This window comes from Paracoccus sp. SMMA_5_TC, from assembly GCF_009696685.2.
Classification (GTDB): domain Bacteria; phylum Pseudomonadota; class Alphaproteobacteria; order Rhodobacterales; family Rhodobacteraceae; genus Paracoccus.
Genome location: NZ_CP102355.1, coordinates 880,665 through 905,714 on the forward strand (window position 1 = coordinate 880,665; position 25,050 = coordinate 905,714).

Below are 25,050 nucleotides of genomic sequence, written 5' to 3' on the forward strand. Positions count from 1 at the left end.
GAGGTGTCCCATGCTGCCCGCCATCCTGTCGCATCTGCGCATTCCCGTCGTCGCCTCGCCCATGTTCATCGTTTCGGGGCCCGATCTGGTGATCGCGCAGTGCAAGGCCGGCATCGTCGGCAGCTTTCCGGCGCTGAACGCGCGGGAAAAGCCGGGCGAGCCGCCGCTGCTGGACGCCTGGCTGACCCGGATCGCCGAGGAACTCGACCGTCACAACCAGGCCAATCCCGACCGTCCGGCCGCGCCCTTTGCCGTCAACCAGATCGTGCATCGCAGCAACGCCCGGCTGGAACGCGACATCGAGATCTGCCACCGCCACAAGGTGCCGATCTGGATCACCAGCCTGGGCGCCCGCCCCGAGGTGAACGCAGCCGCACATGACTGCGGCGGTATCGCGCTGCATGATGTCATCAACAACGTCTTTGCACGCAAGGCCATCGAAAAGGGCGCCGACGGGCTGATCGCCGTGGCTGCCGGGGCTGGCGGCCATGCCGGGCCGCAATCGCCCTTTGCACTGATCCAGGAAATCCGCGAATGGTTCGACGGGCCCTTGCTGCTGTCGGGCGCCATCGCCACCGGCCGTGCCGTGCTGGCGGCGCAGGCCATGGGCGCAGACCTGGCCTATGTCGGCAGCGCCTTCATCGCCACCGACGAGGCGCAGGCCCAGCCCGCCTACAAGCAGATGATCGTCGATTGCGGCGCCATGGACATCGTCACCTCATCGCTGTTCACCGGGGTTTCGGGCAATTATCTGGGTCCCTCGATCAGGGCCGCGGGGATGGATCCCGACCACCTGCCCGCCGGCGATATTTCCACCATGGATTTCGACAAGGCGACCAGCGGCGCCAAACCCAAGGCATGGAGCCAGATCTGGGGCGCGGGACAGGGCATTGGCGCGGTCAGGTCGATCGAACCGGCCGCTGTGCTGGTCGATCGTCTGGCCGAGGAATACGCCGCCGCCAGACAGGCGCTGTGCGGGGCCTAGATCCTGGTCAGGGTCGGTGGTTGTCCAGCCACCGGCCATGCACCCAGCCCGTGACACCGCGGCCCCTGACGGCCTGCCATTCCCCGTGGCTGCGGTAGGTGGTGACCTCGTCGCCGTTGTAAAGCTTGCCGATGACCTTGTAGCGGGTGCCAGGCCCGGTGCGGATCGCCAGAAAACCGTCGCCCTGCGGATTCAAACCCGTCACCGTCGCAGCGCCGGCGCAAGCTGCCTGAGAATCGGCCGGACAGGAGGTGTCGACAGGCACGGCCAGTCGCTGTGCCTGCACCGGTCCGGCAAGCATCAGAAACACCATTGCTGCTGTAATGCGCATTCGCCTCTCCTGCTGCTTGCCGTTTGCGCAGGCTTGACCCTAGCAGCAACTGCCCGGTGCCGAAAGCACCGGGCAATCACTTTCGGATGTCAGGCGACACTGAGCCCTTCGGTGCTGGCAAAGAACATCGCCTGGCTGACGGCCGAACGCACCTGTTCCTCGCTGTAAGGCTTCGAGATCAGGAACGCCGGTTCCGGGCGGTCGCCGGTCAGCAGGCGCTCGGGGAAGGCGGTGATGAAGATCACCGGAATGTCGCCCATGTCGCGCAACAATTCGTTGACGGCGTCGATCCCCGACGAGCCATCGGCCAGCTGGATGTCGGCCAGGATCAGGTCGGGGCGTTTCTGATGCGCCAGTTCGACGGCGGCGCTGTGGGTGCGGGCAATACCTGTCACCGAATGCCCCATCGCCTGGACGATGCCTTTCAGATCCATGGCGATGATGGTTTCATCCTCGATCACCATGACCTTGCCCGAAAGCGCCTGGCTCATTTCGTTCAAGGCGATCTGCACCAGCTCCTCGGCCTCGGACTGGGGGCATTGCATGATCAGCGCGATCTGATCGTAGCGCAGTTCCTCGATGGTGCGCAGCAGCAGCGCCTCGCGCGAATTGGGGGTCAGACCGCGCAGATGCGCCTGGGCGCGCGCCTCGCGCGGGGTCTGGGCCTCCATCTCGACCGGCTGGCCGGAACTCTGCCAGATGGCGTGAAAGGTGCGGAACAGCGCGATGCGGGTATCCTCGCCCTGCATCAGGCTGCGGTCGGCCAGAATGGCCTCCAGCGTGGCGGCGGCATAATTGTCGCCCGCCGTCTGACTGCCGGTCAGCGCCCGTGCGTAACGGCGCAGATAGGGCAGTTCGCGGCTGATGGACTGGGCAAGATCCGCTGCGGACATGGTAACCTCGAAGAAAAAAAAGACGTCGTTTCCTGGAACTTGATCGGATACGTAGCCGTTAGGCAAGGTGCGCACAAGATTTTCGGGAATAATTAAAAAATGAGTATCAGGCGCGAGGATCGCAAGAAAGCCGCCATCGAAAAGCAGATCGACGAAAACCTCCGTCGTGTCTATGAACAGGATGTGACCCAGAAAGTTCCCGACAGGTTTCTGGAATTGCTAGAAAAATTGCGCGAGCAGGAGTAGCCCGCATGACCGGATCGAACCTGGTGCGCAGCGCCCAGCCCGCCGGCGCAACCAGCCCGCGGGATCAGTTGGTCGACCATCTGCCCGCCCTTCGCGCCTTTGCATTGTCACTCACTCGTGAAGGGGCGGCTGCCGACGATCTGGTGCAGGACACCATCGTCAAGGCCTGGACCCATATCGACAAGTTCCAGCCCGGCACCAATCTGCGCGCGTGGTTGTTCACCATCCTGCGCAACACCTTCTATTCCGCGCGGCGCAAGACCCGGCGCGAGGTCAGCGACAGCGATGGCGCGCATGCGGCGCGGCAGGCCACGCGCCCAGAACACGATGGACGCCTGGCGCTGAACGATTTTCGCGCCGCCTTCGAGAAGCTGCCCGATGAGCAGCGCGAGGCGCTGATCCTGGTCGGTGCCTCGGGCTTTTCCTACGAGGAAGCGGCCGAGATGACCGGCGTGGCTGTGGGCACCGTCAAGTCGCGCGCCAACCGGGGTCGGCGACGCCTGGCCGAACTGCTGCATCTGCAGGATGGCGAGGAATTGGAAATGACCGACCGGGCCACGCTTGCGGTGATGGCGCAGAACAATCCGGTGATGCGTTAGACCCGTGCTGCGACGTCTGTTCGATCGGCTTGAGTTCACCAAGGGTCTGGGTTTTCGCCTGGGGGGCCTGCTGTCGGTGGCCATCCTGCCCATAGGGCTGATCTCGGTCATTCAGACCCTGCATCTGTCGCGCGAATACGAACGCAGTTCGGAAATCGCGCTGCTGGGACGCACCGCCACCGCAGCCGCGGGGGAACGGGCGCTGCTGCAAGGCGCGCTGGGAACTGCCGACGCCCTTGGGCCTGCGGTGCTGGAAACCATGGACCGGCCCGAAGCCTGCGCCGACATCATGCGCGGCTTTGTTCAGCGCAGCGTCAGCTTTGTCTATGCGGGCTTCACCCGGATGGATGGCATTACCGAATGTGCCTCGGTGCCGGGACGGCACGATCTTGGCCAGGATCCTGCCTATCGCAAGTTCGTGGACAGTCCCGGCACCCTGGTGACGACCAACCCGCGCGGCACGCTGACCGATCATGCCGAGGTGGTGGTGATCCAGCCGCTGTATCGCGGCGTCGATCTGCTGGGCTATATCGCCGTTGCCATGTCGCATGACATGCTGCGTTCCACCCATGTCGCCGGCCTGGGGACCGAGGACGCCCGCATCCTGACCTTCAACAACCACGGCGAGGTGCTGTCCACGGACCGCGAGGGTGCCGGCGACATCGAGGCGGTGTTGCCGCGCGGAAATTCGCTGACCACCCTGCTGTCGCGTTCGGAAACCACCTTCCGCGACCTGTCGAACAGCGGCGAAAGCCGGGTGTTCAGCGTTGTGCCGGTCGTGCCTGGGCTGGTCTATGCGCTGGGGTCATGGAATCGCGCCGATTCCGGGCTGACCGGCATCGATGTCACCCGCCGCACGGCGCTGATCCTGCCGCTGATCCTGTGGGCGGCATCGCTGGGTGTGGCCTATTTCGCGGTCTATCGCCTGGTGCTGCGCCATATCCGCGAATTGCGCAGCCAGATGCGCCGCTTTGCCATCGGCGACCGCTCGTCGCCGCCGCCTGTCCTGAGCGGAGCCCCCGCCGAGATCGAGGACATGTCGCAGACCTTTCACAACATGGCCCGCATTCTCATCCGCGACGAAGAGGCGATGGAGGCCGCCGTCACCGAAAAGACCGTGCTGCTGAAAGAGGTTCATCATCGGGTCAAGAACAACCTGCAACTGATCGCCTCGATCATCAACATGCAGATACGGGTGATCGATCACGACGACGCGCGCCGGGTGCTGCGTTCGGTCCAGGATCGGGTGGCGTCGCTGGCCACGATCTATCGCAACCTTTATCAGGCCGAGCATCTGGATTCGGTCGAGGCAGACCGGCTGATCCACGACATCATCAACCAGATGGCCAATGCCTCGGTCGGGCCGGGCGCTGGGCTGCGCATCGATACCCAGCTCGAGCCGCTGGTGCTGATGCCCGATCAGGCGGTGCCGTTGACGCTGCTGGCGACCGAAGCCTTTACCAATGCGCTGAAATATTCGGGCACCACGGACCCAGGCGCGCGTCCCTGGGTGCGGGTGTCGCTGCGCCGCGATGGCGATTGCCATGTGGTGCTGGAAATCGAGAATTCGATCGGCGATGCGCGCGACGCGGAAAGCACCGGCTTGGGCAGCCAGCTGATCGAGGCCTTTGCCACCCAGCTCGAGGGTGAAAGCAGCCACAGCATCGAAGGGGGCCGCTATCTGCTGCGTCTGCGCTTTGCCGTGGAATCCCTCAGCCAGAAGCGTCCCGAGCCGGGTCCGGCGCAGGTTGTTCTGACCTCGGCGGCGCGTCCCGGCGCCCAGCACTAGGTTTCAGAAGGGCGCAGGGGCCTGAAAGCCCATCATGACGCCCGATTCAGGGTGCTTGAAGCGCAGGCTTTCGGCATGCAGCATCAGCCGGGGAAAGGCCGCCGCCGCCCCGCTGGCGTAAAGCGGATCGCCCAGGATCGGGTGCCCCAGCGCCGCCATATGCACCCGCAACTGGTGGCTGCGTCCGGTGACCGGAGTCAACCTCACCCGGCTTTCCTGCGGCGTGCTGCGGATAACGCGCCAATGGGTCTGCGCCGGCCGGCCCTGGTCGTGATCGACCTTTTGCCGGGGCCGGTTCGGCCAGTCGACGATCAGCGGCAGATCGACGGTGCCGGTGGCCGGGGCCAGCTGGCCCCAGACCCTTGCCAGATAGGTTTTCCTGGTCCGCCGCTCTTCGAACTGGCGCGACAGGTGGCGCTGGGCGTGGGGCGTCAGCGCAAAGACCATCACCCCCGAGGTGTCCAGATCCAGTCGATGCACCAGCAGCACCGTGGGAAAGGCGCCGCGCAGCCGCGCGATCAGGCAATCGGCGCGATCCTCGCCCCGGCCGGGCACCGAGAGCAGCCCCGCCGGCTTGTCGACCACCAGCACCTCGTGATCGGCATGGATCACCTGCGGCTGTTCATCGGTGGGCTGATAGACGAAGCTCATTTCCACACCAGCCGCAGCGCCAGCCCGGCGAACATGACCGCCGCAAGGCGATTGACCAGCGCGAGCCGCTGGCCGATCACCTGCCCCGCCAGACCCGCGACCACGCCATAGCCCATGGTCACCAGCGTCCCCGACAGGGTGAACATCAGCCCCAGGCCCAGGATCTGCTGCCAGACCGGGCCAAGTTCGGGGCGGGTGAACTGCGGCAGGAAGGCCAGCAGGAACAGCACCGGCTTGGGGTTCAGCAGGTTCGACAGCGCCCCGCGACGGATGATGTTCCAGGGCCGCTGGGCGGCGCGGGCGCGCGGGTCGATGGTGCCGGCATGCCAGCTTTTCCACGCCAGGAACAGCAGATAACCGGCGCCGGCATATTTGATCGCCGCCAGCGCGCCGGGATGGGCCGCAACCAGAGCGCCCAGGCCGATGGTGGCCATCAGCACATGGCAGATCACCCCCAGACCGACCCCCAACCCGGCCAGCGCCCCGGCCCGCGGCCCGCCCTGGATGCCGCAGGCGCTGGCAAAGAACACGTCTTGGCCGGGGGCGAAATTCAGCACCAGAGCCCCGGCCATGAAGGCCAGCAGCTGTTCGGCAGGAAAATTGGCCAGCGTATCCCAGATCATCGCGCGTCCCCTTGTCCCGTCGCATATCGACCGGGCCGGGGGGCGGCGTCAACTATTCCTGCGGGTTCTGCGGCAGGCCGTCGGCGATGTCATAGTAATCGCCCTTGTCGGCGACAAAGATATGGCCCAGCATCCGCAGCCCGGTGGGGCTGTCGATCGCGCCTGCCGCCACGTCGATGATGGGTGAGCCGTCGCGCTGCCAGAACAGCGAACTGCCGCAATCCCGGCAAAAGCCCCGGCGCGCGATTTCCGAGGCGCGATACCACGCGGGTTCGCCCTCGATGGTCAGCGACCTGGGCAGGATCGCGGCCCAGACATGGCCAGACCAGCGCCGGCACTGGCTGCAATGGCAGGCGCGCAGGTCGTGGCCTGCGTCATAGGTGCCGTGAAAGCGGATGCGCCCGCACAGGCAATGACCCCGGAATTCAGTGACGTCCGAAACATTCATCCAGGATCTCCTGCAGGCGCTGGGCATCCGTCTGGGTGAAAGCGTCGGGCTGGTCGCTGTCGATGTCAAGCACGCCGATCAGCCTTTCGCCCGCGCCGATCACCGGGATCACCAGTTCCGAGCGGGTGCTGCTGGCGCAGGCGATATGGCCGGGAAAGGCATCGACATCGGCCACCAGCTGCACCTGGCGCGTGCGCGCCGCCGCCCCGCAGACGCCGCGCGAAAACGGGATCACCAGGCAGCCGTGCCCGCCCTGATAGGGGCCGATCTTCAGCACCTCGGGCGCGGTGACGCGGTAAAAGCCGGTCCAGTCAAAGCGGCTGTCGGCATGGTGGATCTCGCAGGCCAGGGTGGCCATCAGCGCGATCTCGTCGGTTTCGCCATGGGTCAGGCTGCGGATGGTGGCGGCCAGTTCGTCGTAATCCACGGTCATGTCAGTCCTTGAGCTGTTCGAGAATAAGCGGCAGATCGGCATGCAGCCGTTCGAGACCCCGGGGTTGCCAGCCCAAGGCCCGCAGGCGTGCGCATTTCGGCACGCGCAGCAGCCGCGCATCGGCCCGCGGCGGCGGTGGATGGCGGGCGCCGGTCAGCGCGGCGACCGCGGCCAGCAGGTCGTGTCGGTCCAGGATCAGGTCGCTGACGTCATAGGCGCCCGACATGGCGGGGTCGCTCAGCACCAGAAGCGCGGCGTCGGCCAGGTCGGCGCCATGCACCTCGGTGGCGACGCGGGGCGCAATGGGCCGCCCGGCCAGGAAATCCCCGATCAAACCGGCCCATTTCTGTGGCCGGCCCGGGCCGAAAACCCCGGTCGGGCGCAGGCTGGCGGTGCGAAAATCCGGCCCGGCCATGGCTGCCAGCAGCTGTTCGGCCTGGGCCTTGACCTCGCCATAAAGCGTGGTCGGCGCCGGTGGCATGTCCTCGGTCAGCAGGGTGCCGGGGGGGTGGCCGTCGTGGACGGCGCGCGACGACACGAACAGCACCCGCCCCACCCCCTGCGCCTGTGCGTCGCGGAACAGTGCCAGCGTGCCGTCCAGATTGGCGCGGCGAAACCCGGCGGGATCGTCGCCCTCGCCGCCGCGATAGCGGCCGGGCAGGTGCTGGAAGGCGGCGTGGACCAGTGCCTGGCAGCCCGCCAGATCGGCGGGCTGGCCCAGCCGCCAGCCGTGCAGCGGCCGGAGCTGATGGCCGGCCCGCGTCAAGGCGGCGCCGATCCAGCCGCCGACGATGCCCGATGCCCCGGTCAGCGCGATCAGCATGAGCGGGGCGGTTCCGGCAGGTCGCGGGGATCGGGCACCGGCCCGTCGCCGGCATGGGCGCGCCACAGCTCGATCAGCGGCCGCAGCCGGTCGGCCTTGGCATGGTCCTGCCAGGGCTTTTCGTATTGGTAATGCAGGATGCGGATGTCGTCCCATCGCCACAGCTCTGGCAGGTTCAGCCAGACATATTGCAGCATATTGTCGAACACCGGCAGCCCGTGCCAGCCCGGAAAGAAGCTTTCCAGAAAGGTCTGGTCGGTGCGTCGCCAGAAGGCATCGGCACTGTCCAGCCGCTTGAGCATCGCCGCAAAGGTCGCCTCGGCCGGCCGGGCGGTGAACACGCCCGAGTTCAGCCGGTGAAAATCGGCCAGGCTTTCATAGACATTCGGCGCTGCCGAGAATTCGGGATAGTCAAACAGCCGGTCGATATTCTGCAGCACGATGGCATCGGCGTCGATGAACACCACCCGGGCATAATCCAGCTGCCACAGCCGCAGCTTGACGAAATTGTCCAGCGGCGTGTGAAAGGGCGGCTTTTCGCCCTTGGTAAAGGGGGCCAACCCATGCACGCGGTCGCGGGCGTGCCGGGCGTTGAACGCGTCCGAGGTCGGTAGCAGTTCGGCCGCCACCAGGCGCACGCCCAGATCGCGCAGATCCTGCAGATCGGCCGCGGGCAGATGCGTGTGGATAAGCACAAGGTCGGCGCGGGTGCCGGTGCGGATCAGCGACCGGAACAGCGCCCGCGCGCCGATCAGATAATCGGCATTGGTGGCCAGGCTGACAAAGGCGTGGTCCGACCGCGCCTTGCCTTCGGGATGCAACCCTGTCCCCATGCGCGCGGGCGTCACGAGACCGAACGCAGCCGCTTGCCCTCTGGGTCGTGTTCGACGCGCTGGGCGATGTCGCGGGTCCAGGCCGACACCGCAGGCACGCGCGTGCGGTCGATGCGATGGGCATATTTGCGCGCCACATCGACCACCTCGGCCAGCAGCCCCTCGGCCAGGGTGATCGGTTGCAACCCCAGGGCCAGGAACTGGTCGTTCTGCACGATCAGATCGTTTTCGTCGGCCTCCTTGCGGGGGTTGGGCAGCCAGGCGATCTCGGCCCCGGTCAGGCGGGCGACCATCTCGGCCAGGTCGCGGACGCGGTGGGTCTCGGTCATCTGGTTGAAGATGCGCACACGTTCGCCCGCCGCCGGGGCGTCCTGCAGCGCCAGTTCGATGCAGCGCACCGAATCCTGGATATGTATGAAGGCGCGGGTCTGGCCGCCGGTGCCGTGAACGGTCAGCGGATAGCCGATGGCGGCCTGGATCAGGAAGCGGTTCAGCACCGTGCCGTAATCGCCGTCATAGTCGAAGCGGTTGATCAGCTGATCGTGGCGCCGGGTCTGGTCGGTATGGGTGCCCCAGACGATGCCCTGATGCAGGTCGGTGATGCGCAGCCCGTCGTTCTGGGCATAGAACTGGAACAGGATCTGATCGAGGCTTTTGGTCATGTGATAGACCGACCCCGGCCGCGTCGGATACAGGATCTGCTGCGCCCTGGGGCCGTGTGGCGTGTCGATCTGAACGTCCAGATAGCCTTCGGGAATGGGTGCGCCCACGCTGGAATAGCCATAGACGCCCATGGTGCCCAGATGCACCAGATGCGCGTCGATGCCGGTTTCGACCAGCGCCGCCAGCAGGTTGTGCGTGGCGTTGATGTTGTTGTTGACGGTATAGACCTTGTGGCGGTCGGATTTCATCGAATAGGGCGCGGCGCGCTGTTCGGCGAAATGGATGACCGCGTCGGGGCGATGTTCGCCCAGCCAGGATTTCAGCCGTTCGTATTCGGTTGCCAGGTTCAGCAGGTGGAAATGGATGCGCCGCCCGGTCAGCTGATGCCAGATCCGGCAGCGTTCCTGGATCGAATCCATCGGCGTCAGCGACTGCACGCCCAGTTCGGTGTCGATCCAGCGCCGCGACAGGTTGTCGATGATGTGGATGTCATGGCCCAGCTCGGACAGATGCAGGGCGGTCGGCCAGCCCACGAAACCGTCGCCGCCAAGAACTGCAATACGCATATGTGTCTCCCTCATGCCGCGCCGCAGGAATGCGCGAAAATTGTGTCAGAACGATGGCGGATTGGCGATAGTTCCCGGCGGGATTACCGGAATTGCGGGGGAAAACTGCCGAAACGATTGCAAGGCCCTGCGCCCCTCTTTAAGGATTCGATATGATTTCGCAGAAAACCAAATATGCGATCAAGGCCTTGATGGCACTGGCGGATGAAATCGCTGCCGGTGGCGCCGCGCTGACCATCGAGGAAATCGCCCAGCGATCCGGCGCGCCCAAGCGGTTTCTGGAACACATCATGCTGGATCTGCGCAATGCCGGCTATGTCGGGTCACGCCGTGGACGGGCGGGCGGCTATGTGATGATCAAGCAGCCGGCGGAAATCTCGATCGGGGAATTGCTGCGCCAGGTCGATGGGCCGATCGCGCCGCTGCCCTGTCTGTCGCGGCGGTCCTATCAGCCTTGCGACGATTGCACCGACGAGGCCAGCTGCCGCCTGCGCCGGTTGTTCGGACAGCTGTTCTGGTCCTATCTGCTGCTGATCGAATCGCTGACGCTGGAGGATCTGGTCAAGGATGGGGCCTTGCCGGAAATGGGGCCGGAAATGGGTCTGGCGTGATTGCAGGGTGGGCAGGCGATGACTGATGCAGGGATGAGCGCGCCATCGGGCGCCGTGGCGGCGCAGAACATTCCCCTGGCCGGGGTGATCGGCTGGCCGGTGGCGCATTCGCGCTCGCCAGCGCTGCATGGGCACTGGCTGCGGCGCTATGGGCTGGCCGGGCATTATGTGCCGCTGCCCGTCGCGCCCGAGGATCTGGCCGCGGTGCTGCCGCTGCTGCCGCGCATGGGCTTTGTCGGTGTCAATGTCACCATCCCCCACAAGGAGGCGGTGCTGGAACTGGCCGATGTCGTCACCGATCGCGCCGCGCTGATCGGGGCCGCCAATACGCTGATCTTTCGCCCTGACGGCAAGATCCATGCCGACAATACCGATGGCTACGGCTTCATCGCCAATCTGCGCCAGCACGTCCCGGACTGGATACCCGACCTGGGGCCGGCGGCGCTGATCGGGGCGGGCGGCGCGGCGCGGGCGGTGGTGGCGGCGCTGCTGGAAAACGGGGTGCCCGAATTGCGGCTGGCCAACCGCACCCGGCTGCGGGCCGAACAGATCAAGGCCGAATTCGGTGCCCGCGTCACTGTCTATGACTGGGCCCACGCCGGCGAGATGCTGGAGGGTGCGATGACGGTGGTCAACGCAACCTCGTTGGGGATGCAGGGCAAGCCGGCGCTTGGCCTGTCGATCGAGGCGCTGTCGCCCGACGCGCTGGTGACCGACCTGGTCTATGTGCCGCTGATGACGCCGTTCCTGGTGCAGGCGCAGGCGCGCGGCTGTCGGGTCGTCGACGGTCTGGGCATGCTGCTGCATCAGGCCGCGCCGGGGTTCGAACGCTGGTTCGGTCGTCGCCCCGAGGTGGACGAGGAATTGCGCGCCGCGGTGCTGGCATGAGCTTTCGCCTGGGTCTGACCGGCGGCATCGGCATGGGAAAATCCACCGCCGCGCAGATGTTTCGCGATCTGGGCCACCCGGTCTGGGACGCCGATGAGGCCGTGCACCGGCTGTATGCGCCGGGCGGGGCCGCGGTCGCGCCGGTTGCGGCGGCCTTTCCCGATGCCCTGCGCGATGGCGGCATCGACCGATCCGCGCTGCGCGCCGCGCTGGCCGCCGATCCGGACGGCTTTGCCCGGCTCGAGGCGATCGTGCATCCGCTGGTCGCCCGCGACCGTGCCGGCTTTCTGGCGCGTCATGCCGACGCACCCATCGTGGTGCTGGACATCCCGCTGCTTTACGAAAACGGCACCCAGGACGAAATGGACGGCGTCGCCGTCGTGTCGGCCCCGGCCGAGTTGCAGCGGGCGCGGGTGCTGGCGCGCCCCGGCATGACCGAGGCGGCGCTGGCGCTGATCCTGTCGCGTCAGATGCCCGATGCCGAAAAGCGCGCCCGCGCCGACTGGATCATCCCGACGGTGACGCTTGAGGGGGCGCGGGCCGCGATCATGGACATCTGCGACCGGATCATGGCAAGACACCCCCATGCGTGAGATCGTCCTGGATACCGAAACCACCGGTTTCGACCCCGAGACCGGCGACCGTATAGTCGAGATCGGCGCGGTCGAGCTGATGAACCACCTGCCCACGGGGCGCACCTTTCACCGCTATATCAACCCGGAACGGCCCATGCCCACCGCCGCATTCGAGGTGCATGGGCTAAGCGACGAATTCCTGCGCGACAAGCCGCGCTTTGCCGAGATTGCCGGCGATTTCATGAAATTCGTCGGACTGGATGCGCGATTGGTGATCCACAATGCCGCCTTCGACATGAAATTCCTGAACTGGGAACTCAAGGCGGCGGGCCACCCGACGTTGCCGATGTCGCGCGCCATCGATACGCTGGAAATGGCGCGAAACCGCTTTCCGGGGGCGCAGAACACGCTGGACGGGCTGTGCCGACGCTTCCGGATCGACAATTCCAACCGCACGCTGCACGGGGCGCTGCTGGACAGCGAATTGCTGGCAGAGGTCTATCTGGCGCTGCGCGGCGGCCGTCAGCCCGGCCTGGTGCTGGAAACCGGCCCTGGCGCCATGCAGGCCCGCGACGATGCGGCCCCCGCCCCGCGCGGCGCGCGGCCGCGCCCGTTGCCCCCGCGCCTGACCCCGGCCGAGGCCGAGGCCCATGCCGCCTTCATTTCCGGCATGGGCGACAAGGCATTGTGGCTGCGTTACGCCGCGCCACCGGACGAACCATCGGCTGCGCCCGGGCGTTAGGAACGAAACCGCACCGCCCGTCGACCCGCTGGGCCGGGAAGGCAGCACGGGCCAAAGCCAAGAGGGAACGGGATTCGTGATCCGCGAATGGTGGCAATTCGTCCTGGCAATCTTTGAACGCATGGACAAGATCCACATGGGTCTGATCGCAGCGGGGGTGGCCTTCTATGCCATGTTCGCGGTCTTTCCGGGGCTGGCGGCGCTGTTTGCGTTATGGGGATTGTGGTATGACCCGCATCTGATCGAACAATATATCCATGCCACCGACGAATTCATCCCGGCAGGAGCCGCCGACATCATCTATGGCCAGATCAACGCGCTGATCGCGGCAGGACGCACGCAACTGGGCTGGACCACGGCGATTTCCTTCCTGATCGCCACCATTTCCGCCCGCGCCGGGGTGGATGCGTTGATCCGGGGCCTGAACGCAGCCCATGGGGTGCGATCGCATTCGACGATCATGGGCTTTGTTCTGGCCTATGTGCTGACGCTGGTCATCGTGGTGGTGGTCATCATGGGCCTGGCCACCATCATCGTGGTGCCGATCGCCTTCAACTTCCTGCCCGATGTGCCCTTGCGCAACTGGCTGGTTGGCGCGCTGCCCTGGTTTGCGATCTTTGTCATCGTGCAGATCGTCATCGGCATCATGTATCGCTATGGCCCGAACGTTAAGACGCCGCGCACGCCGATCTTTACCTGGGGGTCGCTGTTTGCGGCGCTGGCCTGGGCGGGCGCGTCCTACGGATTTTCGGTCTATCTGAACAACTTCAACAGCTACAACCGCATCTACGGTTCGATCGGGGCGGTGGTGGTGCTGCTGATGTGGTTCTATCTGGGCGGGTTTTCGGTGATGCTGGGATCGGTGATCAATGTCGAACTGGCCCGCCGCCGGCGCGTCATCGCCGCGCGCAAGCTGCGTCAGGCTGCCCGAGATTCGCAAGGGACGGACTAGATCAGCCCTTGCCGACCCGCGTCACCCAAGGCAGTCACCCCAGATTGAACACACGGCTGGGCTGGACCTCGCCGCCCAGATAGCGGCCGATGCACAGCGCCCTGCCCTGGCGGCTCACCCAGACCTCGGTGCCGAAATCGGCATGGCCCAGCACCTGACCGGGATTGCCGTTGAGGATGCGGATGGCGCCGGTTTCGGTGGCCTGCATCTGCGGCAGATCGGCCAGCGCCGCCTGCAACGGCAGCAAGGCCGCCTCAAGCTGCGGCTGATGCGCGCTGTCGATCTGGTCCACCGTCACGGCTTTTGACAGGTCGAAGGGACCCGACCAGATCCGGCGCAGCCGCGCCACATGGCCAAGACATCCCAGCGCCCGGCCAAGGTCGCGGGCAATCGCCCGCACATAACCACCCTTGCCGCAGACCATGCGCAGATCGGCGCTGTCGGCGCCGGCAGCCAGCAGTTCCAGCGAATCCACCCATAGCGGCCGGGGGGCCAGGGCGACCGCCTCGCCTTCGCGCGCCAGATCATAGGCGCGGGCGCCATCGACTTTGACCGCCGACACGGCCGGCGGCACCTGCATGATCTGCCCGGTGAATTGCGGCAGTGCCGCCCGGATCATATCCGCATCCGGCCGCGATTGCGCGGATTTGAGCACTTGGCCGGCGGCATCGTCGGTGCTGGTCTCGGCCCCCCAGGCGACGGTGAAGTCATAGGCCTTGAGCGCCTCGGTCAGGATGGGGACGGTCTTGGTCGCCTCGCCCAGGGCCACGGCCAGCAGGCCGGTGGCGTCGGGGTCCAGCGTGCCGGCATGACCCGCCTTTTTCGCGTCCAGCGCCCAGCGCACGCGGCTGACCACATCGGTCGAGCCCATGCCTGCAGGCTTGTCCACGATCAGCCAGCCGTGGATCTCGCGTCCCTTCTTGCGTGCCATTACTTCTGTTCCGTATATCCGATGATCGGCCCCAGCCGCCGCCCGAAATCCGCGCGGTTGAGCGCGGGGGCATACAGCCTGGAAATCGAGCCGTCAAAGTAAAGCGCATCGCGCGCGCCCAGTTCGTCGCGAAACAGGCGGCCGAATTCGTGAAAGGTGACGGCCCTGTCGGAAATGGCGAACCAGGCGGTGCGGCCATCGGCCGAAACGCCCACGCCATTGCGGATGTAACGGCTGTCGCTGTCGACCAGAAAGCGCGGGTGCAGCGCGCCGTCGATCACCAGCATCGGCCCCGATTGCGTGGCCAGCCGGCATTGCGGCTGGCTGCGGGCAAAGGCGCGGCTTTCGATGACCTGATAGGGGCGTGCCCCCCCGGCGCAGAACACCCCGTTGGGCAACATGCCGAAATTGCCGCCACCGCCGGCGGTGACCAGTTCGTGGCTTTTCACCCCGTCCGAGACAAACAGCCCGACGGGCTGGTAATCGGGATGATACATGCCCGCATTCATGGCAAAGACCAGCACCCGATCATCGGGCAGGTTGCGGCGCAGGGCGGCGAAATCCCCCAGCACGCGGCCGTCCGGGCCGTTCAGCCACAGCTGCAGGCCGGGTTGCTGATCGGCAGCCAGCGTGCAGACCACATAACCCTGGCCGTCGAAGTTGCGCCGTTCACAGATGCCGGCAACGGCAGGCAGGGTCATGGCGACCAGTGCCCCCAACGCCAGCCCCAGCCGGCGTTTCAGATCAAACCGCATCGTCGGGGTTGCTCTCGGGGTTGTCGTGTGTGTCGCCCGCCACATCGCGACGGACGCGATCCTCGTTCAGCAGGCGGCGGGTCTCGTCCATGCGGTCGAAGGTCTCGTCCAGGACAAAACGCAACTGCGGCGCGTATTTCAGGGTCATCGACCTGGCGACCAGATGCCGCAATTCTGCCGAATTGCGCCGCAGCGCGGCCAGCGCCTCTTGCGCGTCATGGCCGCCCAGCGGCAGGACATAGGCCGTCGCCACCTTCAGATCGGGCGAGGTGCGCACCTCGCCCACGGTGATCGAATGCCGGTTCAGGTCCGGGTCATGGACATCGCCGCGCAGCAGGACGTCCGAAAGGGTGCGGCGGATCAGTTCGCCCACCCGCAACTGCCGTTGCGAGGGACCATTTCCGGAATGAAAGCGGTTCTGTGCCATGGCCGCAGATGTAGGGGGTCGCGGCCCGCGCCGCAACGGGATAGAAGGGCGCAAACGGGGGAAACGTCATGGACAAACCGGGAATCGTCATCACGGGTGCCTCGGGGCGCATGGGCCAGATGCTGGTGCGCACCGTTCTGGAATCGGATCAGGCGCGGCTGGTCGGTGCGGTCGAGCGCGCGGGCAACCCCTGGGTCGGCCGCGACCTGGGCGAGGCGATGGGGGGCGCGGCGCTGGGCATCACCGTGACCGATGACGCGGTCGAGGCGATTGCCCGCGCCCAGGCGGTGATCGATTTCACCGCGCCCGAAGCCACGGTCGCCTTTGCCGAACTGACCGCGCAGGCGCGCGCGGTGCATGTGATCGGCACCACGGGCCTCGAGCCGCCGCATCTGCAGGCACTGCGCGCCGCCGCCCGCCATGCCCCGATCATCCGAGCCGGCAACATGAGCCTGGGGGTCAACCTGCTGGTCGGCCTGACCCGCCGCGTTGCCGCCGCGCTGGGCGAGGACTGGGACATCGAGGTGGTCGAGGCCCATCACAACCGCAAGGTCGATGCACCCTCGGGCACGGCGCTGATGCTGGGCGAGGCCGCGGCCCAGGGGCGCGGCCAGCCGCTCGAGGCGCTGCGCACCCCGGCCCGCGAAGGCATTACCGGCGCCCGCAGCCGCGGCAGCATCGGCTTTTCGGCCATCCGGGGCGGCGACATCGTCGGCGAACACGATGTGCTGTTCGCGGGGGCAGGCGAACGGCTGATCCTGCGCCATGTCGCCACCGACCGCGCCATCTTTGCCCGCGGGGCGCTGCGCGCCGCGCTATGGGGGCAGGACAAGGGGCCGGGCGAATACGACATGGCGGATGTGCTTGGCCTTTGACCGCTGCGCGCCTAGGTTGGGCTGATGACGCTGCTAGCAACACTTGACCCCGCCGACGCCGATCTGACCGCCTGTCTTGCGCGGGTGATGGCGGCCGTGCTGAAGCCGGGCGATGTGGTGGCGCTGGATGGCGCGGTGGGGGCGGGCAAGACCCATTTCGCCCGCGCCTTCATCCGCGCCCGGCAGGGTGCCCTGGCCGAAGAGGTGCCCAGCCCCACCTTTACCCTGGTCCAGACCTATCCCGACCCCGAGGCCACGGAAATCTGGCACGCAGACCTTTATCGGCTGAGCCATCCCGACGAACTGGTCGAGCTGGGCCTTGATGAGGCGATGCGCCAGGCGATCGTGCTGATCGAATGGCCCGATCATGGCGGCGCGCTGCCAGATCCGCTGCGCCTCGGGCTCGAGCCGCATCCGGAGTTTCCCGAACTGCGCCGCATCACCCTGGCGGGTTCCGAGGCCCGCTGGGGCTTTGTCGCCCGCCTGCCCGCCATCGCCCGGCTGATCCACCGCGCCGGCTGGGGGCAGGCGCGGCTGCTGCCGCTGGCGGGCGATGCCTCGGCCCGGCGCTATTTCCGCCTGCTCGAGGACGCGCGCAGCGCGGTGCTGATGGATGCCGCGCCCGGCACCACCGACAGCTATGTCGCCATGACGCAATGGCTGCGCCACCGCGATTTCCACGCCCCCGAAATACTCGCCGCCGACACCCACGAAGGTCTGCTGCTGCTCGAGGATCTGGGCGACGATCTGGTCGCCCGGGTGCTGGAGGCTCAGCCCGATCTGGCGCCGCGGATCTATGGGCGGATGACCGATCTGCTGGTGGAGCTGCACCGCCACGCGCCGCCCGACCACGTGCTGCGGCTGGATGGGCCGGAACTGGCCCGGCAGGTCGGGTTGTTTGCCGAACATTACCCGCCGGCGCTGGGCCACCCGGGCCTGGGCGCCGAGGTGGCGCCGGTGATCGCCGCGCTGCATGAGGTGCTGTGCGCCGACCTGCCGCCGGTGCTGGGGCTGCGCGATTTTCATGCCGAAAACATCGTCTGGCGCGGCGCGGAACCGCTGGGGCTGCTGGATTTCCAGGACGCGGTGGCGGTGCATCCGGCCTATGATCTGGTTTCGGCCTTGCAGGACGCGCGCCGCGACGTGGACCCCGCCATCGAGGCGGCGCAGATCGCCCGCTATGTCGCGGCGACCGGCGTCGATGCGACTGCCTTCGGCGCCGCCTATGCGCTCTTGGGGGCGCAGCGCAACCTGCGCATCCTGGGCATCTTTACCCGCTTGGCCCGGACCGAGGGCAAACGCCGCTATCTGGCCTTCATGCCGCGGGTCTGGGCGGCGCTGCAACGCGACCTGGCGCATCCGGCGCTGGCGCCGCTGGCCCAGGCGTTGGCGGGCATCCCCGCCCCCACCCCCCAGAACGTGGACAGGATCGGCCGATGAGCCTGCCGCTGATGATCTTTGCCGCCGGCAAGGGCACGCGCATGGCGCCGCTGACCGACCGGCTGCCCAAGCCGCTGATCCCGGTGGCCGGACGGACGCTGCTCGACCGGGCGCTGGATCTGGGCCGTGCGGCCGGCGCGGGTCCGGTGGTGGTCAATATCCACCATCTGGGCCAACAGATCCGCGACCACCTCGGCCCCGATATTGCTGTTTCCGACGAAAGCGACCAGCTGCTCGAGACCGGTGGCGGGCTGCGCCGGGCACTGCCCCTGCTGGGACCGGGACCGGTGCTGACGCTGAACCCCGATGCGGTCTGGCGCGGCCCCAACCCGCTGGCGGCATTGCTGGCGGCCTGGGATCCGGGGATGGAGGCGCTGCTGATGCTGGTGCCGCTGGCGCGCACGCATGGCCGGCAGGGCGGCGGCGATTTCAGCCTGGACCCCGACGGTCGGCTGATCCGCGGCGGCGATCTGGTCTATGGCGGCGCACAGATCATCCGCACCGACCGGCTGGCGGCCATCGCCGAGCCGGTGTTTTCGCTCAACCGGTTGTGGGATCTGCAGATCGCTGCCGGCCGCGCCCATGGCCTGGTCCATTCGGGCGACTGGTGCGATGTCGGCCGCCCCGACTGCATCCCCCTGGCCGAGGCGCTGCTGCGTGACTGAGATCCCGACCCAAGGCTGGCAGAACGGCCTGTTCGCCCTGCCCTGCGGCGCCGATTTCCCCGGTGCCCTGGCCGAGGGGCTGATCGCGCGCATGCGCGGCCGGCCACCGCAGGACATGGCGCGCGTCACCATCTATGCAAATTCCGGCCAGTCGCTGCTGGCGCTGCGCGAAGCCTTTGTCTGGCGCGGGCCGATGGTGCTGCCGCAGTTGCGGCTGATCGCCGATCTGGGCGGCGGCCCGGTCACGCCGCCGCTGGCGCGGCGGCTGGACCTGGGGCGGCTGATCGCGGCGGCGCTGCGGGCCCAGCCCGATCTGGCGCAGGGGCAGTCGGTGCCCGACCTGGCAAGCTCGCTGGCGGGGCTGATGGCGGAAATGCAGCTTGAGGGGCTGGGCGCCGAGGCGCTCGACCGCATCGACGCCGGCGACCACGCCCAGCACTGGGGCCGGGCGCTGGCGTTCCTGCGCATCGCCGCCGGCTATTACCTGACCGATCCGCCGCAGGATCGCGAATCCTGCCAGCGCGCCGCCGCTGAACGCCTGGCCGCCGCCTGGGCCCGGGGGTGCGATCTGCCGCCAGGGCCGGTGCTGGTCGCGGGCTCGACCGGCTCGCACGGGGCCACGCGCGACTTCATGCGGGCGGTGGCGCGGCTGCCGCAGGGGGCGGTGGTGCTGCCGGGCTTCGACTTCGACCTGCCGCAAACGGTCTGGGACGGGCTGGACGCCCGGGCCGAGGATCATCCACAGGCCCGCTATGCGCCGCTTCTGGCCGAGTTCGGGCCGCCGCGCCCCTGGCTGGACGCGCCCGCGCCCGATCCGGCGCGCAACCGCCTGCTGTCGCTGGCGCTGCGCCCGGCCCCGGTCACCGACCAGTGGATCCAGGACGGCCCGCAGCTGGGGCCGCTGGTCCCGGCCACCGCGAACCTGACCCTGATCGAGGCCGAACAGCCGGGGCTTGAGGCCGAGGCGGTGGCGCTGATCATCCGCGAGGCGGTGCAGCGCGGCCAGCCGGTCACCTTGATCGCCGCCGACCGGATGCTGACGCGGCGGGTGGAATCGGCGCTGGACCGCTGGGGCATAATTGCCGACGATTCCGCCGGCCGGCCGCTGCCGCTGACCGCGCCGGGGCTGTTCCTGCGCCATGTCGCCGATCTGTTCGGCGCCGATCTGCTGATCGACCGGCTGCTGGTGCTGCTGAAACATCCGGTCACCGCCACCGGCCTTGGCCCCGAGGCGCGGCGCCAGCACAACCTGCACAGCCGCGATCTGGAACTGCAGTTGCGCAAGCATGGCCCGGCCTTTCCCGATGGCGCGGCGCTGCGCGCCTGGGCCGATCGCGGCGATGCCGCGCGCAAGCCCTGGGCGCTGTGGCTTGCCGATCTGCTGGACCGGATGGCGCCACTGGCGCAGGATCGCGGCCCGCGCCCGCTGACCGAGCGCCTGCGGGAACTGCTGACCCTGGCCGAGGATCTGGCCGCCGGCCCGGGCGGCGATGCGGCGCAGTCGGAACTATGGGCGCGCGATGCCGGCGGCCAGGCGCGGGCGGTGCTGGATCATCTGTCGGCCCATGCCCATCTGGGCCACGACCTGCGGCCGGCCGAATTCGGCGCACTGCTATATGACGAGTTGCAGCGCCAGGCGGTGCGCCAGGATGTCGCCGCCCATCCGCTGGTGCGCTTTCGCGGCCCGCGCGAGGCCCGGACCGAGGCGGTGGGCGCCGCCGCCGGGCTGGTGATCCTGTCGGGGCTGAACGAAGGCGGCTGGCCGCAGACGCTGCCTCCCGACCCCTGGCTGTCACGGCCGATGCGGCTGGCCGCCGGGCTGACGCTGCCCGAACGTCGCATCGGCCTGGCGGCGCATGATTTCCAGCAGGCGGCGGCGGCGCCGCAGGTGGTGCTGACCCGCGCCCGCCGCGATGCCGAGGCCGAGACCATCCCCTCGCGCTGGCTCAACCGGCTGGTGAACCTGCTGGCGGGCCTGCCCGATCAGCAGGGGCCGCAGGCGCTGGCGGCGATGCGCGCGCGCGGCGAGAACTGGCTGGCGCTGGCGCGCGCGCAGGCGCGGCCGCGGTTGCGGCTGGCGCCGGCGCCGCGTCCCTCGCCCATTCCGCCGGCGCCGGCGCTGTCGGAAATGTCGGTGACCGAGGTGCGCACCCTGATCCGCGACCCCTATGCCGTCTATGCCCGCCGGGTGCTGGGGCTGCGTCCGCTGGACCCGCTGCGCCCCGCGCCCGATGCCGCCGAACGCGGCACCGTGCTGCACGACATCATGGACCGTTTCCTGCGCGGCCTGCCCGACCACCCCGAAACCCAGCAGCTGATGGTGGCGCGGCTGCTGACCATCGCCGACGAGGTGCTGGCCCGCGATGTGCCCTGGCCCTCGGCCCGGCTGTTCTGGCGTGCGCGCATCGCCCGGGTGGCCGACCGGCTGATGGCGGACGAGGCCGCGCGCCTGACCCAGGGCCGGCCGGTCCTGATCGAGGACGACGGCCGCCTGTCGGTGCCGGGGGCCGAGTTCCGGCTGCGGGCGCGGCCCGACCGGCTGGACCTGCTGGCCGATGGCCGGGTGCAGGTCTATGACTACAAATCCGGCAAGCCGCCCACCGACCAGCAGATCGCGCATTTCGACAAGCAGTTGCCGCTGGAGGCGGCGATGGTGGAACTGGGCGGGTTTTCACGCCTGGGCCCGGTCGAGGTCGCCGGCATCAGCTATATCCATCTGGGCGGTGAAGGCCGGACCGAACCGCGCAGCTTCGCCCCTGGCGACGGCCAGCGCAGCTGGCAGGGCTTTGTCACCCTGATCGGGCGCTATCTGCGGGGCGAGCGCGGCTTTACCGCCCGGCTGGCGATGGAACGCACCGATCACGCCAGCGATTACGACCACCTGTCGCGCCACGGCGAATGGGACGCGACCCAGCCGGCCCGGCCGGAAAGGTTCCGCGATGGATGAGGCGACACGCGCGCAGGTTCAGGCGGCGGACCCGCGTCGCTCGACCTGGCTGACGGCCAATGCCGGCTCGGGCAAGACGCGGGTGTTGACCGACCGGGTGGCGCGGCTGCTGCTGAACGGATGCGCGCCCGAACGCATCCTGTGCCTGACCTATACCAAGGCCGCCGCGACCGAGATGCAGAACCGGCTGCTGGCGCGGCTGGGCAGCTGGGCCATGCTGCCCGAAGCCGAGCTGCGCGCCGAACTGCTGCGGCTGGGCGAACCCGCCCAGGGCGATCTGCGCGCGGCGCGGCGGCTGTTTGCCCGCGCCATCGAAACCCCGGGCGGGCTGAAGGTGCAGACCATCCACAGCTTTTGCGCCGGTGTCCTGCGCCGCTTTCCGATCGAGGCCGGCGTGCCGCACGGGTTCACCGAACTTGACGACCGCAGCGCGGCGCTGATCCGCGCCACCCTGATCGAGGACATGGCCCGCGACGGCCACCCGGCCTTGCAGGATCTGCTGGCGTTGCATTCGGGCGAGGATCTGGACGCGTTCCTGGCCGGTCTGCGCGGCTTTGAAAGACCGGCCGATCCCGCGGCGATCTGGGCGGGCGCGGGCCTTGCCCCGGACGAGACCATGGACGATCTGGTGGCGCAATGCTTTGCCGATGGTGCCATGGTGATCCCGGCGCTGATCCCGCATCTGCTGAAATCGGGCGTCAACGACCAGCGCGCGGCCGCGCGCCTGCTGCCGGGAAACTGGGCCGCGCCGGGCCTGGCCGAGTTGACCATCCTGGAAAAGGTGCTGCTGAACGGTGCCGAGGCCAAGGAGCCCTTTGCCCCGAAATACGACAGCTTTCCGGCCAAGGCGCTGCGCACCGGCCCATGCGCCGGGCTGATCGACGATCTGGCGATCCTGATGGAGCGCGTGGCCATGGCCCGGCCGCGCCGCGTGGCGCTGGCCCATGCCGAAAAAACCCTGGCCCTGCACCGCTTCGGCCACGCCTTCCTGAGCCGCTATCGCGCGGAAAAGGCCGCGCATGGCCATCTGGATTTCGACGACCTGATCGAGCGCACGGCACGGCTGTTGTCCGAAGCCAGCATGGCGCAATGGGTGCTGTTCCGGCTGGACGGGGGCATCGACCACATTCTGGTCGACGAGGCCCAGGATACCAGCCCGGCGCAGTGGCAGGTGATCGAACGGCTGACCGACGAATTCACCTCGGGGCTGGGGGCGCGCGATCACGATCGCAGCCTGTTCGTGGTCGGCGACCCCAAGCAGTCGATCTATTCCTTTCAGGGCGCCGATGTCGCCGTGTTCGAGGCCCGGCGACAGGGTTTTGCCGCCGCCTTCGATGCGGCGCAGAACCCGATGCAGGTGCTGGAACTGCGCTACAGCTTCCGCTCGTCGCCGGCGATCCTGCATCTGGTCGACCAGGTCTTTGCCGGCGATGCCGCGCGCGGGCTGGGGCCGGCGCCCGAACACCGCGCCTTTCGTGCGCAGATGCCCGGCCGCGTCGACCTGTGGCCGCCGGTGCCGAAACCCGACAAGCCGCAGCCGGGCGACTGGACCGATCCGGTCGATCAACAGGCGGAAAATTCCGAAATCACCCAGCTGGCGCGCGCCATCGCCCAGGCGGTGCGGCAGATGCTGGGCACCCCGATCCTGGATCCGCGCAGCGGCCAGCCGCGCCCGATCCGCGCCGGCGACGTGCTGATCCTGGTGCAGCGCCGCTCGGATCTGTTTGCCGAGATCATCGCGGCGCTGAAGGCGGCCGATCTGCCGGTGGCGGGGGCCGATCGGCTGAAGCTGGCCGGCGAACTGGCGGTGCGCGACATCCGCGCCGTCCTGTCGGTGCTGGCCACGCCCGAGGACGACCTTTCCCTGGCCGCGGCGCTGCGCTCGCCGCTGTTCGGCCTGACCGAGGAACAGCTTTATCGTCTGGCCCATGGCCGCCGGCGCGGCGAGTTCCTGTGGCAGCGGCTGCGGGAATCGGACCATCGCGCCGCCGTCGATCTGCTGTCCGACCTGATGGGGCAGACCGGCTTTTTGCGCCCCTATGACCTGATCCAGCGGCTGCTGATCCGCCACGGCGGCCGTCAACGGCTGCTGGCGCGGCTGGGCCCCGAGGCCCAGGATGGCATCGACGAGCTGCTGTCGCAGGCGCTGGGCTATGAGGGGGCCGAGACCCCCTCGCTGACCGGCTTCCTGGTCTGGCTGGCCGGCGACGACATCGAGGTGCGCCGCCAGCCCGGCAGCGCCGGCGAGGGCGAGGGGCTGATCCGGGTGATGACGGTGCATGGCTCGAAAGGGCTGGAAAGCCCCATCGTCATCATGCCCGACACCGCCCGTCGCCGCCCCCCGCGCGAGGCGCCGGTGCTGCCCGTTCCCGGCGGCATGCCGCTGTGGCGCGGGCGCAGCGGCGAACGTCCGCCCCAGGCCGAGGATCTGGCCCAGGACCACACCCGCCGCCAGCTCGAAGAGCGCAAGCGCCTGCTCTATGTCGGGCTGACCCGCGCCGAAAGCTGGCTGATCGTGGCGGCGGCTGGTGAGACCGATGCCGAAAGCTGGCACGCCATGGTCGCGGCGGGGCTGGACCGCTGCACGCTGCCGCAACAGCGCCTGCCGGCTTCCTGGGGCGGCGAGATACGGCGGCTGCAATTCGGCGACTGGCCCGAACAGGCGCCGGCTGTGGCACGAACCCTGCTGTCCGATCCGCCCGAACCCGACTGGTTGCGCGCCGATCTGCCGCCGGTGCCGCCCCGGCGCCGGGTGCTGGCCCCCAGCGATCTGGGCGGGGCCAAGGTGATCGGTGGCGGCGCCGGCGACGCGCAGGCGGCGATGCTGTTCGGCACCCGGCTGCATCTGCTGCTGGAACATCTGCCCGATCATCCCGCCGCCGACTGGCCGCGGCTGGCGCGCGATCTGCTGTCGGCGGCCGAGGGCGGCCTGCCCGACACCGCGATGCTGGCAAGCCTCTTGGCCGAGGCGCAGGCGGTGATCGCCGCGCCGGCCTTGGCGCAGGTCTTTGAGCTGCCGCCCGGGGCCGAGGTCATGGCCGAGCTCGAGATCGCGGCCCCGCTGCCGGGGCTGGGCATGGTGCTGGGCAAGGTCGACCGGCTGGTCATCGCCCCTGATCGTATCCTGGCCATCGACTACAAGACCAACCGCGACGTGCCCGGCATGCCCGAGGCCACGCCCCAGGGCATCCTGCGGCAGATGGCCGCCTATCGCGCGGCACTGCGCCAGATCTGGCCCGACCACCGCATCGAGCTGGCGGTGCTGTGGACGGCGGCGCGCCAGCTGATGGTGCTGCCCGATGTGCTGCTGGATCGGGCGCTGGCGGGCCTTGACCCCGCCGCAACGGGTGCCTAGCTGT

General features: G+C 68.3%; 26 protein-coding genes. 14 read left to right on the plus strand and 12 right to left on the minus strand.

Annotated features, from left to right (window positions below; translation table 11 throughout):
- Positions 1-10 precede the first annotated feature (10 nt).
- On the plus strand, positions 11-985 hold the full coding sequence (locus tag GB880_RS04425; protein ID WP_154491471.1) for an NAD(P)H-dependent flavin oxidoreductase: 975 nt from the start codon (positions 11-13) through the stop codon (positions 983-985).
- Positions 986-992: 7 nt separating this feature from the next.
- Here the strand turns inward: GB880_RS04425 and GB880_RS04430 are convergent, their stop codons facing one another.
- On the minus strand, positions 993-1,316 hold the full coding sequence (locus tag GB880_RS04430; RefSeq protein ID WP_154491474.1) for an SH3 domain-containing protein: 324 nt from the start codon (positions 1,314-1,316) through the stop codon (positions 993-995).
- Positions 1,317-1,405: 89 nt separating this feature from the next.
- Positions 1,406-2,209 (minus strand): response regulator, encoded by an 804-nt coding sequence (locus GB880_RS04435; protein ID WP_154491477.1) that lies wholly within the window; start codon positions 2,207-2,209, stop codon positions 1,406-1,408.
- Between the two features lie 99 nt (positions 2,210-2,308).
- Between GB880_RS04435 and GB880_RS04440 the strand changes: the two genes are divergently transcribed.
- Genes GB880_RS04440 through GB880_RS04450 form a run of 3 tightly spaced genes read left to right on the plus strand, consistent with a single transcriptional unit; the run spans position 2,309 to position 4,843 of the window.
- On the plus strand, positions 2,309-2,455 hold the full coding sequence (locus GB880_RS04440) for a NepR family anti-sigma factor (RefSeq protein WP_154491480.1): 147 nt from the start codon (positions 2,309-2,311) through the stop codon (positions 2,453-2,455).
- 5 nt (positions 2,456-2,460) lie between these two features.
- Positions 2,461-3,054 (plus strand): RNA polymerase sigma factor, encoded by a 594-nt coding sequence (locus GB880_RS04445; protein ID WP_154491483.1) that lies wholly within the window; start codon positions 2,461-2,463, stop codon positions 3,052-3,054.
- Positions 3,055-3,058: 4 nt separating this feature from the next.
- Positions 3,059-4,843 carry a sensor histidine kinase gene (locus GB880_RS04450; protein WP_263467316.1) on the plus strand — a complete coding sequence of 595 codons (1,785 nt, stop codon included), beginning with the start codon at positions 3,059-3,061 and terminating at the stop codon, positions 4,841-4,843.
- Between the two features lie 3 nt (positions 4,844-4,846).
- On the opposite strand, the gene GB880_RS04455 is transcribed toward GB880_RS04450, so the two are convergent.
- From GB880_RS04455 to GB880_RS04485, 7 genes are read right to left on the minus strand one after another with little or no spacing between them, the layout of a single operon-like run.
- Positions 4,847-5,494, minus strand: a complete 648-nt coding sequence (locus GB880_RS04455) for an RluA family pseudouridine synthase (RefSeq protein ID WP_154491486.1) — start codon at positions 5,492-5,494, stop codon at positions 4,847-4,849.
- Positions 5,491-6,117: a LysE family translocator gene (locus GB880_RS04460; protein WP_154491489.1), complete on the minus strand. Its 627-nt coding sequence runs from the start codon at positions 6,115-6,117 to the stop codon at positions 5,491-5,493. The genes GB880_RS04455 and GB880_RS04460 overlap by 4 nt, the downstream gene beginning before the upstream one ends.
- 52 nt (positions 6,118-6,169) lie before the next feature.
- The gene (locus GB880_RS04465) at positions 6,170-6,565 is read right to left on the minus strand and encodes a GFA family protein (protein WP_154491492.1); all 396 of its coding nucleotides are present in this window, start codon (positions 6,563-6,565) and stop codon (positions 6,170-6,172) included.
- Positions 6,543-6,998: a GAF domain-containing protein gene (locus tag GB880_RS04470; RefSeq protein ID WP_154491495.1), complete on the minus strand. Its 456-nt coding sequence runs from the start codon at positions 6,996-6,998 to the stop codon at positions 6,543-6,545. The genes GB880_RS04465 and GB880_RS04470 overlap by 23 nt, the downstream gene beginning before the upstream one ends.
- Position 6,999: 1 nt before the next feature.
- Positions 7,000-7,821 (minus strand): NAD-dependent epimerase/dehydratase family protein, encoded by an 822-nt coding sequence (locus GB880_RS04475; RefSeq protein ID WP_263467318.1) that lies wholly within the window; start codon positions 7,819-7,821, stop codon positions 7,000-7,002.
- Positions 7,815-8,654: a glycosyltransferase gene (locus GB880_RS04480; RefSeq protein WP_154494485.1), complete on the minus strand. Its 840-nt coding sequence runs from the start codon at positions 8,652-8,654 to the stop codon at positions 7,815-7,817. Before GB880_RS04480 ends, GB880_RS04475 begins: the two co-directional genes overlap by 7 nt.
- 11 nt (positions 8,655-8,665) lie before the next feature.
- Positions 8,666-9,883, minus strand: coding sequence for an NAD-dependent epimerase/dehydratase family protein (locus GB880_RS04485; RefSeq protein WP_154494486.1), 1,218 nt, complete (start codon positions 9,881-9,883; stop codon positions 8,666-8,668).
- A 152-nt stretch (positions 9,884-10,035) separates the two neighbouring features.
- Between GB880_RS04485 and GB880_RS04490 the strand changes: the two genes are divergently transcribed.
- The 5 genes from GB880_RS04490 (at position 10,036) to GB880_RS04510 (ending at position 13,651) form a co-directional block, all read left to right on the plus strand.
- Positions 10,036-10,494 (plus strand): RrF2 family transcriptional regulator, encoded by a 459-nt coding sequence (locus GB880_RS04490; RefSeq protein WP_154494487.1) that lies wholly within the window; start codon positions 10,036-10,038, stop codon positions 10,492-10,494.
- A 33-nt stretch (positions 10,495-10,527) separates the two neighbouring features.
- Positions 10,528-11,382 carry a shikimate dehydrogenase gene (locus GB880_RS04495; protein WP_154494488.1) on the plus strand — a complete coding sequence of 285 codons (855 nt, stop codon included), beginning with the start codon at positions 10,528-10,530 and terminating at the stop codon, positions 11,380-11,382.
- A complete protein-coding gene (gene coaE, locus GB880_RS04500; protein ID WP_154494489.1) occupies positions 11,379-11,975 on the plus strand; it encodes a dephospho-CoA kinase in 597 nt (198 codons plus the stop codon). The genes GB880_RS04495 and coaE overlap by 4 nt, the downstream gene beginning before the upstream one ends.
- The gene (gene dnaQ / locus GB880_RS04505) at positions 11,968-12,699 is read left to right on the plus strand and encodes a DNA polymerase III subunit epsilon (protein WP_263467319.1); all 732 of its coding nucleotides are present in this window, start codon (positions 11,968-11,970) and stop codon (positions 12,697-12,699) included. The genes coaE and dnaQ overlap by 8 nt, the downstream gene beginning before the upstream one ends.
- Positions 12,700-12,775: 76 nt before the next feature.
- Positions 12,776-13,651: a YihY/virulence factor BrkB family protein gene (locus GB880_RS04510; RefSeq protein WP_195840870.1), complete on the plus strand. Its 876-nt coding sequence runs from the start codon at positions 12,776-12,778 to the stop codon at positions 13,649-13,651.
- Between the two features lie 34 nt (positions 13,652-13,685).
- On the opposite strand, the gene truB is transcribed toward GB880_RS04510, so the two are convergent.
- From truB to rbfA, 3 genes are read right to left on the minus strand one after another with little or no spacing between them, the layout of a single operon-like run.
- Positions 13,686-14,582 (minus strand): tRNA pseudouridine(55) synthase TruB, encoded by an 897-nt coding sequence (gene truB, locus GB880_RS04515; RefSeq protein WP_154494408.1) that lies wholly within the window; start codon positions 14,580-14,582, stop codon positions 13,686-13,688.
- Complete coding sequence (locus tag GB880_RS04520) at positions 14,582-15,337, minus strand: phosphodiester glycosidase family protein (protein WP_154494407.1); 756 nt, start codon at positions 15,335-15,337, stop codon at positions 14,582-14,584. Before GB880_RS04520 ends, truB begins: the two co-directional genes overlap by 1 nt.
- Positions 15,327-15,764 carry a 30S ribosome-binding factor RbfA gene (rbfA, locus tag GB880_RS04525; RefSeq protein WP_154494406.1) on the minus strand — a complete coding sequence of 146 codons (438 nt, stop codon included), beginning with the start codon at positions 15,762-15,764 and terminating at the stop codon, positions 15,327-15,329. The genes GB880_RS04520 and rbfA overlap by 11 nt, the downstream gene beginning before the upstream one ends.
- Positions 15,765-15,832: 68 nt before the next feature.
- On the opposite strand from rbfA, the gene dapB reads away from it, so the two are divergent.
- From dapB to addA, 5 genes are read left to right on the plus strand one after another with little or no spacing between them, the layout of a single operon-like run.
- Complete coding sequence (gene dapB, locus GB880_RS04530; protein WP_154494405.1) at positions 15,833-16,639, plus strand: 4-hydroxy-tetrahydrodipicolinate reductase; 807 nt, start codon at positions 15,833-15,835, stop codon at positions 16,637-16,639.
- 24 nt (positions 16,640-16,663) lie between these two features.
- Positions 16,664-18,079 carry a tRNA (adenosine(37)-N6)-threonylcarbamoyltransferase complex ATPase subunit type 1 TsaE gene (tsaE, locus tag GB880_RS04535; protein ID WP_154494404.1) on the plus strand — a complete coding sequence of 472 codons (1,416 nt, stop codon included), beginning with the start codon at positions 16,664-16,666 and terminating at the stop codon, positions 18,077-18,079.
- Positions 18,076-18,744 (plus strand): nucleotidyltransferase family protein, encoded by a 669-nt coding sequence (locus GB880_RS04540; RefSeq protein WP_195840869.1) that lies wholly within the window; start codon positions 18,076-18,078, stop codon positions 18,742-18,744. The genes tsaE and GB880_RS04540 overlap by 4 nt, the downstream gene beginning before the upstream one ends.
- A complete protein-coding gene (gene addB, locus GB880_RS04545) occupies positions 18,737-21,691 on the plus strand; it encodes a double-strand break repair protein AddB (protein WP_263467321.1) in 2,955 nt (984 codons plus the stop codon). Before GB880_RS04540 ends, addB begins: the two co-directional genes overlap by 8 nt.
- On the plus strand, positions 21,684-25,046 hold the full coding sequence (addA, locus tag GB880_RS04550) for a double-strand break repair helicase AddA (protein WP_154493596.1): 3,363 nt from the start codon (positions 21,684-21,686) through the stop codon (positions 25,044-25,046). The genes addB and addA overlap by 8 nt, the downstream gene beginning before the upstream one ends.
- Positions 25,047-25,050: the final 4 nt, after the last annotated feature.

Bases quoted from the DNA above. Each gene is read 5' to 3' on its own strand.
- GB880_RS04425 (WP_154491471.1), top strand. From the start codon at position 11: ATGCTGCCCGCCATCCTGTCGCATCTGCGCATTCCCGTCGTCGCCTCG.
- GB880_RS04430 (WP_154491474.1), bottom strand. From the start codon at position 1,316: ATGCGCATTACAGCAGCAATGGTGTTTCTGATGCTTGCCGGACCGGTG.
- GB880_RS04435 (WP_154491477.1), bottom strand. From the start codon at position 2,209: ATGTCCGCAGCGGATCTTGCCCAGTCCATCAGCCGCGAACTGCCCTAT.
- GB880_RS04440 (WP_154491480.1), top strand. From the start codon at position 2,309: ATGAGTATCAGGCGCGAGGATCGCAAGAAAGCCGCCATCGAAAAGCAG.
- GB880_RS04445 (WP_154491483.1), top strand. From the start codon at position 2,461: ATGACCGGATCGAACCTGGTGCGCAGCGCCCAGCCCGCCGGCGCAACC.
- GB880_RS04455 (WP_154491486.1), bottom strand. From the start codon at position 5,494: ATGAGCTTCGTCTATCAGCCCACCGATGAACAGCCGCAGGTGATCCAT.
- GB880_RS04460 (WP_154491489.1), bottom strand. From the start codon at position 6,117: ATGATCTGGGATACGCTGGCCAATTTTCCTGCCGAACAGCTGCTGGCC.
- GB880_RS04465 (WP_154491492.1), bottom strand. From the start codon at position 6,565: ATGAATGTTTCGGACGTCACTGAATTCCGGGGTCATTGCCTGTGCGGG.
- GB880_RS04470 (WP_154491495.1), bottom strand. From the start codon at position 6,998: ATGACCGTGGATTACGACGAACTGGCCGCCACCATCCGCAGCCTGACC.
- GB880_RS04475 (WP_263467318.1), bottom strand. From the start codon at position 7,821: ATGCTGATCGCGCTGACCGGGGCATCGGGCATCGTCGGCGGCTGGATC.
- GB880_RS04480 (WP_154494485.1), bottom strand. From the start codon at position 8,654: ATGGGGACAGGGTTGCATCCCGAAGGCAAGGCGCGGTCGGACCACGCC.
- GB880_RS04485 (WP_154494486.1), bottom strand. From the start codon at position 9,883: ATGCGTATTGCAGTTCTTGGCGGCGACGGTTTCGTGGGCTGGCCGACC.
- GB880_RS04490 (WP_154494487.1), top strand. From the start codon at position 10,036: ATGATTTCGCAGAAAACCAAATATGCGATCAAGGCCTTGATGGCACTG.
- GB880_RS04495 (WP_154494488.1), top strand. From the start codon at position 10,528: ATGAGCGCGCCATCGGGCGCCGTGGCGGCGCAGAACATTCCCCTGGCC.
- coaE (WP_154494489.1), top strand. From the start codon at position 11,379: ATGAGCTTTCGCCTGGGTCTGACCGGCGGCATCGGCATGGGAAAATCC.
- dnaQ (WP_263467319.1), top strand. From the start codon at position 11,968: ATGCGTGAGATCGTCCTGGATACCGAAACCACCGGTTTCGACCCCGAG.
- truB (WP_154494408.1), bottom strand. From the start codon at position 14,582: ATGGCACGCAAGAAGGGACGCGAGATCCACGGCTGGCTGATCGTGGAC.
- GB880_RS04520 (WP_154494407.1), bottom strand. From the start codon at position 15,337: ATGCGGTTTGATCTGAAACGCCGGCTGGGGCTGGCGTTGGGGGCACTG.
- rbfA (WP_154494406.1), bottom strand. From the start codon at position 15,764: ATGGCACAGAACCGCTTTCATTCCGGAAATGGTCCCTCGCAACGGCAG.
- dapB (WP_154494405.1), top strand. From the start codon at position 15,833: ATGGACAAACCGGGAATCGTCATCACGGGTGCCTCGGGGCGCATGGGC.
- tsaE (WP_154494404.1), top strand. From the start codon at position 16,664: ATGACGCTGCTAGCAACACTTGACCCCGCCGACGCCGATCTGACCGCC.
- GB880_RS04540 (WP_195840869.1), top strand. From the start codon at position 18,076: ATGAGCCTGCCGCTGATGATCTTTGCCGCCGGCAAGGGCACGCGCATG.
- addA (WP_154493596.1), top strand. From the start codon at position 21,684: ATGGATGAGGCGACACGCGCGCAGGTTCAGGCGGCGGACCCGCGTCGC.